The sequence below is a fragment of the Geodermatophilus chilensis genome (genome assembly GCF_002802985.1).
In the GTDB taxonomy this organism is placed as follows: Bacteria; Actinomycetota; Actinomycetes; order Mycobacteriales; family Geodermatophilaceae; genus Geodermatophilus; species Geodermatophilus chilensis.
On the sequence record NZ_NVPT01000025.1, the window covers coordinates 1 to 13,206 of the forward strand.

The 13,206-nt window shown below is 73.1% G+C and carries 7 protein-coding genes and 1 tRNA gene; 6 read left to right on the forward strand and 2 right to left on the reverse strand.

The window, feature by feature from the left end:
* The first annotated feature begins 56 nt into the window (after positions 1 to 56).
* The 4 genes from gltB to CNO22_RS06315 all read left to right on the forward strand — a co-directional run bounded on the left by gltB (position 57) and on the right by CNO22_RS06315 (position 8,681).
* Positions 57 to 4,724: a glutamate synthase large subunit gene (gene gltB, locus CNO22_RS06300; RefSeq protein WP_198588140.1), complete on the forward strand. Its 4,668-nt coding sequence runs from the start codon at positions 57 to 59 to the stop codon at positions 4,722 to 4,724.
* On the forward strand, positions 4,717 to 6,204 hold the full coding sequence (locus tag CNO22_RS06305) for a glutamate synthase subunit beta (protein ID WP_100498504.1): 1,488 nt from the start codon (positions 4,717 to 4,719) through the stop codon (positions 6,202 to 6,204). The genes gltB and CNO22_RS06305 overlap by 8 nt, the downstream gene beginning before the upstream one ends.
* Before the next feature lie 183 nt (positions 6,205 to 6,387).
* Positions 6,388 to 7,803: a pyruvate kinase gene (pyk, locus tag CNO22_RS06310; RefSeq protein ID WP_100498505.1), complete on the forward strand. Its 1,416-nt coding sequence runs from the start codon at positions 6,388 to 6,390 to the stop codon at positions 7,801 to 7,803.
* A complete protein-coding gene (locus CNO22_RS06315; protein ID WP_100498506.1) occupies positions 7,800 to 8,681 on the forward strand; it encodes an acyl-CoA thioesterase in 882 nt (293 codons plus the stop codon). Before pyk ends, CNO22_RS06315 begins: the two co-directional genes overlap by 4 nt.
* Position 8,682: 1 nt before the next feature.
* Here the strand turns inward: CNO22_RS06315 and CNO22_RS06320 are convergent, their stop codons facing one another.
* Complete coding sequence (locus tag CNO22_RS06320) at positions 8,683 to 10,425, reverse strand: pyridoxal-dependent decarboxylase (RefSeq protein ID WP_232806840.1); 1,743 nt, start codon at positions 10,423 to 10,425, stop codon at positions 8,683 to 8,685.
* 404 nt (positions 10,426 to 10,829) lie between these two features.
* Positions 10,830 to 10,903 (reverse strand) — tRNA-Leu (locus CNO22_RS06325).
* An 84-nt stretch (positions 10,904 to 10,987) separates the two neighbouring features.
* Here CNO22_RS06325 and CNO22_RS06330 point away from each other — a divergent pair.
* Both CNO22_RS06330 and CNO22_RS06335 read left to right on the forward strand, forming a co-directional pair.
* On the forward strand, positions 10,988 to 11,590 hold the full coding sequence (locus tag CNO22_RS06330; protein WP_100498507.1) for an ANTAR domain-containing response regulator: 603 nt from the start codon (positions 10,988 to 10,990) through the stop codon (positions 11,588 to 11,590).
* Between the two features lie 184 nt (positions 11,591 to 11,774).
* The gene (locus CNO22_RS06335) at positions 11,775 to 13,112 is read left to right on the forward strand and encodes an ABC transporter substrate-binding protein (RefSeq protein WP_100498508.1); all 1,338 of its coding nucleotides are present in this window, start codon (positions 11,775 to 11,777) and stop codon (positions 13,110 to 13,112) included.
* Positions 13,113 to 13,206: the final 94 nt, after the last annotated feature.

The following is a 13,206-nucleotide window of genomic DNA, read 5'->3' on the forward strand; positions in this document are numbered from 1 at the left end:
GTCACTCCCGTCACCGCCGACGGGGACGCAGGCGGCGTGCCGACGACGGGAGTGACATGTCCGAGTCCACCGCCCCCGCCGCGCCCACCGCCTCCGGCGGGACCGCCGTGCCGTTCTCCGCAGTCCCCGCGGCGAGCGGCCTGTACGACCCGGCCAACGACAAGGACGCCTGTGGTGTCGCCTTCGTCGCCGACGTGCAGGGTCGCGCCACCCGGGAGATCGTGGCCGCCGGGCTCACCGCCCTGCACAACCTCGACCACCGCGGTGCGGCCGGCTCCGAGCCGAACTCCGGCGACGGTGCGGGCATCCTCACGCAGGTCCCGGACGCGCTGCTGCGCGCCGAGGTCGACTTCGACCTGCCGCCGGTGGGCGAGTACGCCGTCGGCATCGCCTTCCTACCCGTCGACGAGACCGAACGCGCCGCGCGCCTCGCGGACGTCGACCGGCTGGCCGCCGAGGAGGGCCTGACCGTCCTCGGGTGGCGCGAGCTGCCCGTCGACCCGGACGGCGCCGACGTCGGCCCGACCGCCCGCGCGGTGATGCCGCACTTCGCCCAGCTGTTCGTCGCCGAGACCATCGGCGCCCGCGCCGACGCCAGTGCCTTCGGCGGCGGCGTGGCCGTCAACGGGGTGACCCGGCTGGAGCGGCGGTCCTTCGTGCTGCGCAAGCGGGCCGAGCGGACGGCCTCCGAGGCCGGCAGCTCCCTCTACATCGCCTCGCTGTCCTCGCGCACCATCACCTACAAGGGCATGCTGACCACCGACCAGCTGCCCGCGTTCTTCCCGGACCTGCGCGACGAGCGCTACGCGTCGGCGATCGCGCTGGTGCACAGCCGGTTCTCGACCAACACCTTCCCGAGCTGGCCGCTGGCCCACCCGTTCCGGCTGATCGCGCACAACGGCGAGATCAACACCATCAAGGGCAACCGGAACCGGATGCGCGCCCGCGAGGCCAAGCTCGAGACCCAGCTGTTCGACGGCCCGGCCGGTCCCGCGTCCGAGCTCGGCCTGGAGCGGATCTTCCCGGTCACCGCCAGCGACTTCAGCGACTCGGCCACCTTCGACGAGGTGCTCGAGCTGCTGCACCTGTCCGGCCGCTCGCTGCCGCACGCGGTGCTCATGATGATCCCGGAGGCGTGGGAGAACCACGACGAGATGGACCCGGCCCGCCGGGCCTTCTACCGGTTCCACTCCTCGATCATGGAGCCGTGGGACGGGCCGGCCGCGGTCGCGTTCACCGACGGCACGCTCATCGGCGCCGTCCTGGACCGCAACGGGCTGCGCCCCGGCCGCTGGTGGCACACCAAGGACGACCTGGTCGTCCTCGCCAGCGAGGTCGGCGTCCTGGAGATCCCCGACGCCGACGTCGTCGCCAAGGGCCGGCTGCAGCCGGGCCGGATGTTCCTGGTCGACACCGCCGCCGGGAAGATCGTCTCCGACGAGGAGGTCAAGGGCGCGCTGGCCGGCGAACACCCCTACGAGGACTGGCTGCACGCCGGCCTGGTGCACCTGCCGCAGCTGCCCGAGCGCCGTCGCGCCCGGCCCAGCCACGAGTCCGTCGTCCGCCGGCAGCAGCTGTTCGGCTACACCGAGGAGGACCTGCGGGTCCTGCTCACCCCGATGGCGTCCTCGGGTGCCGAGCCGATCGGCTCGATGGGCACCGACACCCCGGTCGCCGCGCTGTCGGACCGCTCCCGGCTGCTCTACGACTACTTCGGTCAGCTGTTCGCCCAGGTGACCAACCCGCCGCTGGACGCCATCCGCGAGGAGCTGGTGACCAGCCTGGGCCGCACCTTCGGCCCCGAGCAGAACCTGCTGCGGGCCACCCCGGCGTCCTGCCGGCAGCTGTTCTTGCCCTACCCGGTCATCGACAACGACGAGCTGGCCAAGATCCTGCACATCGACGACGACGGGGACCTGCCCGGCTACGCCGCCGTCCGGATCACCGGCCACTTCGACGTCAACGGCGGCGGGACGGCGCTGGCCCAGGCCGTCGAGCAGCTGCGCACCAAGGTCAGCAAGGCGATCGCCGCCGGCGCCCGGATCATCGTGCTCTCCGACCGTGACTGCGACGAGAAGCGCGCGCCCATCCCGTCGCTGCTGATGACCGCCGCCGTCCACCACCACCTCGTTCGGCAGAAGACCCGCATGGAGGTCGGGCTGGTCGTCGAGACCGGCGACTGCCGCGAGGTGCACCACGTCGCGCTGCTGCTCGGCTACGGCGCCGCCGCGGTCAACCCCTACCTGGCCTTCGAATCCATCGAGGACCTCATCCGCGACGGCGCCCTGACCGGCATCCAGCCGGCCCAGGCGGTCCGCAACACGGTGAAGGCGCTCGGCAAGGGCGTCCTGAAGGTCATGAGCAAGATGGGCATCAGCACCGTCGGCTCGTACACGATGGCGCAGATCTTCGAGGCGGTCGGCCTCTCCCAGGACCTCGTCGACGAGTACTTCACCGGCACGTCGGCACCGCTGGGCGGCGTCGGCATCGACGTCCTGGCCGAGGAGGTGGCCATGCGCCACCGCCGCGCGTACCCGGAGAACCCGACCGAGCGCGCGCACCGGCGGCTGGAGACCGGCGGCGAGTACCAGTGGCGCCGCGAGGGCGAGGTGCACCTGTTCAACCCCGAGACGGTGTTCCTGCTGCAGCACGCCACCCGCTCGCGGCAGTTCGAGGTCTTCGAGAGGTACACGACGACCGTCGACCAGCTGTCCGAGGAGGCCGCCACCCTGCGCGGCCTGTTCACGATCCGGACCGGCGTCCGCCCGCCCGTGCCGATCGACGAGGTCGAGCCGGCCAGCGAGATCGTCAAGCGCTTCCAGACCGGCGCGATGAGCTACGGCTCCATCTCGCAGGAGGCGCACGAGACCCTGGCGATCGCCATGAACCGGCTGGGCGGCAAGTCCAACACCGGCGAGGGCGGCGAGGACCCCGACCGGTTCCAGCCCGACCCCAACGGCGACCTGCGCCGCTCGGCGATCAAGCAGGTGGCCAGCGGCCGGTTCGGCGTCACCAGCGAGTACCTGGTCAACGCCGACGACATCCAGATCAAGATGGCGCAGGGCGCCAAGCCCGGCGAGGGCGGCCAGCTGCCCGGCGCCAAGGTCTACCCGTGGGTGGCCCGCACCCGGCACTCCACGCCGGGCGTCGGCCTGATCAGCCCGCCGCCGCACCACGACATCTACTCGATCGAGGACCTCAAGCAGCTGATCCACGACCTGAAGAACGCCAACAACGAGGCGCGGGTCCACGTCAAGCTGGTCAGCGAGGTCGGGGTCGGGACGGTCGCGGCCGGCGTCAGCAAGGCGCACGCCGACGTCGTCCTCATCTCCGGGCACGACGGCGGGACGGGCGCGGCACCGCTGACCTCGCTCAAGCACGCCGGGTCGCCGTGGGAGCTGGGCCTGGCCGAGACGCAGCAGACGCTGCTGGCCAACGGCCTGCGCGACCGCATCGTCGTCCAGGCCGACGGGCAGATGAAGACCGGCCGCGACGTGCTCATCGCCGCGCTGCTCGGCGCCGAGGAGTACGGCTTCGCCACCGCTCCGCTGGTCGTCTCCGGCTGCATCATGATGCGGGTCTGCCACCTCGACACCTGCCCGGTCGGCGTCGCGACGCAGAACCCGGAGCTGCGCAAGCGGTTCACCGGGCGGCCGGAGTTCGTCGTCACGTTCTTCGAGTTCCTCGCCGAGCAGGTGCGCCAGTACCTCGCCGAGCTGGGCTTCCGCTCGCTGGGCGAGGCGATCGGCCACGCCGAGCTGCTCGACACCCGCAAGGCGGTCGACCACTGGAAGGCCGCCGGACTGGACCTGTCCCGCATGCTGGCCGTGCCGGCGCTGCCCGAGGGCGCCGCCCGGCACCGGGTGCGCGCGCAGGACCACGGCCTCGACGTCGCCCTGGACCAGACGCTGATCCAGCTGTGTGAGGGCGCGCTGCTCGACGCGCGACCGGTGAGCCTCGAGCTGCCGGTGCGCAACGTCAACCGCACCGTCGGCACGATGCTGGGCTCGATGGTCACCCGGCGCTTCGGCGGCGAGGGGCTGCCCGACGGCACGATCGACCTGACCTTCACCGGGTCGGCCGGCCAGTCCTTCGGTGCCTTCGTGCCGCGGGGCATCACCATGCGGCTGTTCGGCGACGCCAACGACTACGTCGGCAAGGGTCTGTCCGGCGGGCGGATCGTCGTCCGGCCGGCGCGCGAGGCCACCTTCGCCGCCGAGGACAACGTCATCGCCGGCAACGTCATCGGCTACGGCGCCACGGCGGGCGAGGTCTTCCTCCGTGGCCGGGTCGGCGAGCGGTTCTGCGTGCGCAACTCCGGCGCGCTGGCCGTCGTCGAGGGCGTGGGCGACCACGCGCTGGAGTACATGACCGGCGGCTCCGCGGTGATCCTCGGCCCGACCGGCCGCAACATCGCGGCGGGCATGTCCGGCGGCATCGGCTACGTCCTCGACCTGGCCCGGCACCGGGTCAACACCGAGATGGTCGACGTCGAGCCGCTGGACGGGGAGTCCGCGCAGTGGCTGCGCGACGTGCTGGTGCGCTACGCCGCCGACACCGCGTCGCCGGTCGCCGCCGCGCTGCTGGCCGACTGGGGCCGCTGGTCCGAGCGGTTCAGTGTGATCATGCCGCGCGACTACCGGCGCGCGCTCGAGGCCCGGCGCGCCGCCGAGGCCGCTGGAACGGATGTCGACAGGGCTGTGATGGAGGCCGCACGTGGCTGACTCGACCGGATTCCTCAAGCACGAGCGGGCGCTGCCGCCGCGGCGTCCCGTCGACGTGCGGATCCTGGACTGGAAGGACGTCTACCTCTCCCGGCAGACCGGTGAGGACGCCGTCTTCCCGGTCGCCGCGGTGCGCCAGCAGGCCGCCCGGTGCATGGACTGCGGCATCCCGTTCTGCCACCACGGCTGCCCGCTGGGCAACCTGATCCCGGAGTGGAACGACCTCGCCCGCCGCGACGACTGGACCGAGGCGATCGAGCGGCTGCACGCGACCAACAACTTCCCGGAGTTCACCGGGAAGCTGTGCCCGGCGCCGTGCGAGGGCTCCTGCGTGCTGAACCTGCAGGAGTCGCCGGTCACGATCAAGCAGATCGAGTGGGAGATCATCGACCAAGCGTTCCAGCGCGACCTGGTCAAGCCGGTCACCCCGCAGGAGCACACCGGCAAGAAGGTCGCCGTCATCGGCTCCGGGCCCGCCGGCCTGGCCGCCGCGCAGCAGCTCACCCGCGCCGGGCACGACGTCACCGTCTTCGAGCGGGCCGACCGGGTCGGCGGGCTGCTGCGCTACGGCATCCCCGAGTTCAAGATGGAGAAGGCCGTGCTCGACCGGCGGCTGGACCAGATGCGGGCCGAGGGCACCCGGTTCGTCACCGGGGTCGAGGTGGGCAGCGGCCGGGACGGCGACCTGACCGTCGAGCAGCTGCGCGCGGACTTCGACGCCGTCGTCCTGGCCGGTGGCGCGACCATGGGCCGCGACCTGCCCGCCCCGGGCCGGGAGCTCACGGGCATCCACCTGGCGATGGAGTACCTGCCCTTCGGCAACCGGCAGGCGCTCGGCGAGCTCGACGAGCCGCCGATCAACGCCCACGGCAAGCACGTCGTGATCATCGGCGGCGGTGACACCGGCGCCGACTGCCTGGGCACCGCCCACCGGCAGGGCGCCCTCTCGGTCACCCAGCTGGAGATCATGCCGGCCCCGCCGGGCCGCCGGGCCGAGACCAACCCGTGGCCGACCTACCCGATGGTCATGCGCGTCTCCAGCGCGCACGAGGAGGGCGGCGAGCGGCTCTACAGCGTCAACACCGAGCGCTTCGTCGGTGACGACGAGGGCAACGTGCGCGCGCTGCTCATCCACGACGTGGAGCGGGTCGACGGCCGGTTCCAGAAGGTCGAGGGCAGCGAGCGCGAGCTGCCCGCCGACCTGGTGTTCCTCGCCATGGGCTTCACCGGCGCCCAGCGCGAGGGCCTGGTCGAGACCCTCGGCGTGGAGCTCGACCAGCGCGGCAACATCGCCCGCGACGGCGAGTTCATGTCCACCGTCCCCGGCGTCTTCGTCGCCGGCGACATGGGTCGCGGCCAGTCGCTCATCGTCTGGGCGATCGCCGAGGGCCGGGCCGCCGCCGGCGCCGTCGACGCCTGGCTGACCGGCGCGACGATGCTGCCGCGCCCGGTGACGCCGACCGCGGTGGCGCTCCGCTGAAGGACCACCCTTCCCCCCACGCCTCGCAGGTTCGGCCTGGGGCCCTGAAGGGTGGCCGTCCAGTTCGTCACCAGGCCGAGGGCCGGGCCCCGCACTCGCGGGGCCCGGCCCTCGTCGGGTGTGGACGAGGATCACGGGGCACCCTCCCCGTGTCCGGGGAGCCGCGCCACTAGCGTCTGACCCATGTCCCGTCGCGCGAAGATCGTCTGCACGCTCGGTCCGGCCACCGGCACCCCCGAGCAGGTGACCGCCCTCGTCGAGTCGGGGATGGACGTCGCCCGGCTCAACTTCAGCCACGGCGCACACGCCGACCACGAGCGGGCCTACCGCATGGTCCGCGAGGCCTCCGACCGCACCGGTCACGCCGTCGCCGTCCTCGCCGACCTGCAGGGCCCGAAGATCCGCCTCGGCACCTTCGCCGACGGCCCGGTCCGCTGGGAGACCGGCAGCCGGGTCTGCATCACCGTCGAGGACGTCGAGGGCACCGCCGCGCGGGTCTCCACCACCTACGAGGGCCTGGCCGCCGACGCCAAGGTCGGCGACCGGCTGCTCGTGGACGACGGCAAGCTGGCGCTCTCGGTCGTCGGGGTCGAGGGGCCGGACGTGCGGTGCCTGGTCGTCGAGGGCGGCGAGGTGTCGAACAACAAGGGCCTCTCCCTGCCCGGCGTCGCGGTCAGCGTGCCGGCGATGTCGGACAAGGACGAGGAGGACCTCCGCTTCGCCCTGCACATGGGGGTCGACTTCGTCGCGCTGTCCTTCGTGCGCTCGCCGCGCGACGTCGAGCTGGTGCGCGACGTCATGCGCCAGGAGGACATCTCCGTCCCCGTGATCGCCAAGCTGGAGAAGCCCGAGGCGGTGGAGAACCTCGAGGCGATCGTCGAGGCGTTCGACGGGATCATGGTCGCCCGCGGCGACCTGGGCGTGGAGCTGGCGCTGGAGCAGGTGCCGCTGGTACAGAAGCGGGCCATCCAGGCCGCGCGCGAGCGCAACAAGCCGGTCATCGTGGCCACGCAGATGCTCGAGTCCATGATCATCAACTCCCGGCCCACCCGCGCGGAGGCCTCCGACGTCGCCAACGCCGTCCTGGACGGCGCGGACGCGGTCATGCTGTCGGGGGAGACCTCCGTGGGCGCGCACCCGATCGGCGCCGTGCGCACCATGGAGCGGATCATCGACGCCGTCGAGAGCGACACCGTGCGCGCGCCGGAGGTGGTCCGGAAGTCCCGGTCCCGGTCCGGCGCCATCGTCCGGGCCGCCCGCGACATCGCCGAGTCCCTCGACGTCAAGGCCCTGGCCACCTTCACCCAGACCGGCGACAGCGCCCGTCGGCTCGCCGCCCTGCACCCCCGGATGCCGCTGCTGGCCTTCACCATCGACGGGCGGGTGCGCAGCCAGCTGGCGCTGTCGTGGGGCGTGGAGACCTTCCTGGTCCCCGAGGTCCAGCACACCGACGACATGGTCCGGCAGGTGGACTTCTCGCTGCTGTCCATCGGCCGGCTCAAAGAGGGTGACCGGGTCGTCGTCGTGGCCGGCAGCCCCCCGAACACCCCCGGCTCCACCAACCTGATCCGGGTCCACGAGGTGGGCACCGACTCGTGACGCAGGTGGACGGCGGCAGCCAGGCCGCCTCGCTGATGGCCGTCCTCGACCTCGAGGAGCGCGACACCGACCTGTACGTCGGCCGGACGCCGCGAACGCCGCTGCAGCGCATCTTCGGCGGGCAGGTGGCCGGGCAGGCCCTCATGGCCGCCGCACGGACGCTGCCGGGGGAGCGCGCCGTGCACTCGCTGCACTCGTACTTCCTGCGCCCCGGTGACCCGCACGAGGAGATCCGCTACGCGGTCGAGCGGATCCGGGACGGGCGCACGTTCAGCACCCGCCGGGTCATCGCCTGGCAGCGGCGCCGCGGCGAGGACGTCGCGATCTTCGCCCTGACCGCCGACGCCTCGGTGCCGGAGACCCCCGTCGTCGAGCACGCGCTGCCGATGCCCGACGTGCCGGCTCCGGAGAGCCTGCCGACCCTCACGGAGGTGGTCGCCCCCTACGGCGAGCGCGCCGCCGCGGCACTCGCCATCAGCCAGGCGGTGGAGCAGCGGCTGCTGGAGGACCCCTTCGACCGGACGCCGAAGTCGCCGCCGGACACCCGCACCTGCGTGTGGATGCGCGTGGCCGGCCGGCTGCCCGGGGACGGGAGCGTGCACCGCTCGGCCCTGACCTTCGTCAGCGACCTGACCCTGCTCTCGGCCGGGCTGGCCCGCACCGGCGGCGGCTGGGGCGGGGAGTACGTCGGCGCCAGCCTCGACCACGCAGTGTGGTTCCACGCGCCGGTGCGCGCCGACGAGTGGTTCCTCTACGAGACCGACAGCCCCGCGGCCTCGGGGGGCCGGGCGCTGTGCTTCGGCCAGATCTGGGCGGCCGACGGCACGCACGTGGCCACCGTCGCGCAGCAGGGCCTCATCCGGTCGCTGCGCGGCTGACTCAGGAGCCGGTGCCCCGGGCCCCGGCGTCGGCCTCCGCGTCGTCCGGGACCACGCCGTCGGCCTCCGGGCGGCCGGCGTCCCCCTCGGGGTCGGTGCCGTCCGGCGTGGCCTGTGGCGGCGCGAGGTCCTCCTGCGCCCGCGCCTGGGTGGCCGACTCGTCCTGGGCGGCCGGGGTCTCGACCGGCGCCGCCGGGGCCTCCTCCCGCGCGCGCTCAGCGGCGGCGCGGCGCTCGGCCTCCTCGCGGACCCGCTCCGCGGCGGACTCGGCGAAGTCGGCGGCCAGCCAGTCGTGGCCCTCGCGCAGCAGCGCCCAGGCTCGCTCGACGTGTGCCCGCGTCGTCGCCGGCGCGCCGATCGCCACCCGCAGCACCACCTGACCGCCGACGGTGGTGTGGGTCAGGAACGCCTCGCCGCCGTCGTTGAGCCGCTCGAGCAGCGTCATGGTGGCGACGTCGGCGTCCACCCCCTCGGCCCAGCGCGGGCGCAGGCACACCAGCGACAGCGGGTGCGGGGCGACGACGTCGAAGCGGTCGTCGGCGTCGGCCCAGCCGGCCAGCTCCTGCGCCAGCGCGACGCCGGAGCGGATGTGCGCCCGCAGCCCCTCCGCGCCGTACCAGCGCAGCACGAACCACAGCTTGAGCGCGCGGAAGCGCCGGCCGAGCTCGATCTGCCAGTCGCGGTAGTCGACGACCGCGCCGGCGTCGGTGGCGGCGTTGCGCAGGTACTCCGGCAGGATCGCCAGCGCGCCGGTGAGCGCGGCCCGGTCGGCCACCCAGAACAGCGTCGCGTCGAAGCCGGTGAGCAGCCACTTGTGCGCGTCGGTGGTGTAGCTGTCGGCCCACTCGACGCCGGCCTGCAGCGCCCGCAGCTCCGGGACGACGGCGCTCACGCCCGCGTAGGCGGCGTCCACGTGCAGCCAGACGCCCGCGTCGCGGCAGATCGGGCCGAGCTCGGCGAGCGGGTCGACCGCCGTCGTCGACGTCGTCCCCACGGTGGCGCACACCAGCACCGGCCGATAGCCCCGGGCGACGTCCCGCTCCAGGCGCGCCTTCAGCGACTGGGGACGCATCGCCAGGTCGCCGTCCACCTCGACGATGCGGACGGCGTCACTGCCGAGGCCCGCGATCCGCACGGCCTTCTCCATCGAGGAGTGCGTCTCCGCGGAGACGTAGACGGTGTACTCGTCGGGCCGGACGCCGGAGCGGACCGTGCCACCGCCGCTGGCCCGGTGCAGGGCCGCCAGCAGCGCGACGAGGTTGGCGCCGGAGCTGGAGTCCTGGACCACGCCGCCACCGGGCCCGGACGACAGGAAGGTCTCCGGCAGGCCGACCAGGCCGGCGAACCAGTCGAGGACGTGCTGCTCGAGCTCCGTGGCCGCCGGGCTGGTCACCCACGACATGCCCTGCACGCCCAGGCCCGCCGACACCAGGTCGCCGAGCACCGAAGGCCCGGACGTGTTGGCCGGGAAGTAGCCGAGGAAACCGGGGTGCTGCCAGTGGGTCAGCCCGGGGACGACGATGCGGTCGAGGTCGGCCAGGACGGCGTCGAACGGCTCACCCTGCTCGGGCGGGGCGTCGGGCAGCGCGGCGCGCACGTCGCCCGGCGCGGCGGGGGAGCGGACGGGCAGCGAGCCGACCCGCGTCCAGTAGTCGGCGATCCAGTCGACGACCTCGTGGCCGTGCCGACGGAACTGCTCCGGGCTCATGTGCGGGGCGGACGGCGTCGGCTCGGACTGGCTCACGGCACCCACCGTAGGGCCGCCTCCCGGCCGGCCGCGGACAGCCCCGCGAGGAGGTCCCGCACGGGCGCGGCTCACCGGCCGTCGGGGACGGCCATTGGCCGCGGTGTGGTTTCTGGGAGTGGGGGGCCGGAGGTTCCCCCCGAGCAGGGGCGGGTGTCTGGCGCTCAGCGGGAGCCGGGGACCGCACGTGGTGCGGTGTGGTTTCTGGGAGTGGGGGGCCGGAGGTTCCCCCCGAGCAGGCGGGTGTCTGGCGCTCAGCGGGAGCCGGGGACCGCACGTGGTGCGGTGTGGTTTCTGGGAGTGGGGGGCCGGAGGTTCCCCCCGAGCAGGCGGGTGTCTGGCGCTCAGCGGGAGCCGGGGACCGCACGTGGTGCGGTGTCGTCCGGAGGACGACGATGACGGAGTGCCCCCGGTGCGACTCGAACGCACACTGCGCGGGTTTTGAATCCGCTCCCTCTGCCGATTGGGGTACGGGGGCGTGCCGGCCGGTCGAGCGGCCGGTGAGGCGCGGAACAGCCTAACTGGCCGTCGCGGACCGCCCGGCATCGCTAGGCTCCGGCGCGTGAGTAGCGAGTCGATCCGGGTCCTCATCGCCGAAGACGAGGCGCTCATCCGCCTCGACCTCAAGGAGATGCTCGAGGAGGAGGGGTACATCGTCGTCGCCGAGGTCGGCGACGGACAGCAGGCCGTCGACCAGGCCGCGGAGCTGCGGCCGGACCTGGTCATCCTCGACATCCAGATGCCGGTGCTCGACGGGCTCTCCGCGGCCGAGCAGATCGCCTCCGCGCGCATCGCCCCGGTCATCGTGCTCACCGCCTTCAGCCAGCGGGAGCTGGTCGAGCGGGCCCGCGACGCCGGTGCGATGGCCTACCTGGTCAAGCCGTTCTCCAAGAACGACCTGGTGCCGGCCATCGAGGTGGCCCGCGCCCGGTTCGCCGAGATGACCGCCCTGGACGGCGAGGTGCGCACGCTCGAGGAGCGCCTGGAGACCCGCAAGGTGGTCGAACAGGCCAAGGGCAAGCTGATGGCCGACCAGGGGCTCACCGAGGCCGAGGCGTTCCGGTGGATCCAGCGGACGGCGATGAACGAGCGCACGTCGATGAAGGCGGTCGCCCAGCGCATCCTGCAGCCGCAGGCCGCCCCGGACCCGACGACGGGCAGCTGACCCCGGGAGGACACGCCGCGCCCGACGCGCCGTGTGACGGACCGGGATCGGGCAGGTCACGACCTGATCACGGTCGGGGCGACCCCTGCTCCACCCCCGGATCTGGCAGCTACCTTCCCCCCACTGACCGGTCGCCCGCCTGGGCGGACGGCTGCACGACCGACACCACAGTGGGAGTTGTTTGATGCGCACAGGCATCCTCGCGCGCAACGCCGCCGTCGCGGCCGCGGCGCTCCTCGTCCTGACCGCGTGTGGCGGCGGGGGCGACGACAGTGGCGGTGACGACGCGGCCGGCGGAGGCGGCGGCGGCGAGCGTCAGGTCAACGTCTACGGCACCGATGGGAACATGGGCAACGCGCTGGGTGAGTCCTTCACCCAGCCCGGCGCGCTGGCCGGCATGTCGGGGACGACGCCGCTCACCGAGCTGTCCTCGGACTTCCGCGAGCGGCTGGACGCCGCCTACCCGGGGCTGCAGGACTACAACTACGCCGGCGAGACCTACGACGCCGTCGTCATCACCGCGATCGCGGCGCAGCTGGCGGGCACCAACGACGCCAATGTCTTCAAGGAGTACGTCAACGGCGTCACCTTCGGCGGCGAGAAGTGCACCGACATCGCCAGCTGCCTCGAGATCGTCAACGCCGGTGGCAACCCCGACTACGACGGCATCTCCGGCCCGCTGGCCTTCACCGAGGCCGGTGAGCCCTCGGTCGCCAGCTTCGGCATCCTCACCTTCGGCGAGGACAACGCCCTCGACGAGTCGCTGACCGAGTTCGTGCTCGCCGGCGACGAGGCGAACGCCGCCAGCGACGAGGGGCCGGCCCCGGCCGCGCCCGGGACGACCGGCGAGCAGCTGGTCATCGGGTCCCTGCTGCCGCTGACCGGCAACCTGGCCTTCCTCGGCCCGCCCGAGGTCGCCGGCGCCCGCCTGGCCATCCAGGAGCTCAACGCGGCCGGCGGTGTCCTCGGTCAGGAGGTCCGCCTGGTCGAGGGTGACTCCGGTGACGCGTCGACCGACACCGCCAGCCAGAGCGTCGACCGGCTGCTGCAGGAGGGCGTGAACGCCATCATCGGCGCGGCGTCCTCGGGCGTCAGCCTGACGGTCATCGACCGGATCACCGGCGCCGGTGTCGTCCAGTTCTCGCCGGCGAACACGTCCGACCAGTTCACCGACTACAACGACAACGGGCTGTACTTCCGCAGCGCGCCCCCGGACACGCTGCAGGCCCGGGCGCTGTCGGACCTGATCATCAACGACGGCAACAACACCGTCGGGATCATGGCGCTCAACGACCCGTACGGCACCGGTCTGATGGACAACACCCGCGAGAACCTGATCGCGGCGGGCCTGGCCGAGGACAGCATCCAGACGCTGACCTACGACCCCCAGGCGGCGAACTACGACGCCGAGATCCAGCAGATGGTGGACTTCAACCCCGACGCGGTCGTCGTGATCGGCTTCGAGGAGTCCGCGCGCATCATCGAGGGTCTCAACTCGCAGGGCATCGGCCCGGCGCGTTGATCCCCGCAGGCGTCCACCGCGGCGCCTGACGGACCGGCCCGGCGGCCCGGTACCCCCTCGGGGGTGCCGGGCCGCTGTCGTGCCGGGTCAGCGC

Bases quoted from the DNA above. Each gene is read 5' to 3' on its own strand.
- CNO22_RS06335 (WP_100498508.1), top strand. From the start codon at position 11,775: ATGCGCACAGGCATCCTCGCGCGCAACGCCGCCGTCGCGGCCGCGGCG.
- pyk (WP_100498505.1), top strand. From the start codon at position 6,388: ATGTCCCGTCGCGCGAAGATCGTCTGCACGCTCGGTCCGGCCACCGGC.
- gltB (WP_198588140.1), top strand. From the start codon at position 57: ATGTCCGAGTCCACCGCCCCCGCCGCGCCCACCGCCTCCGGCGGGACC.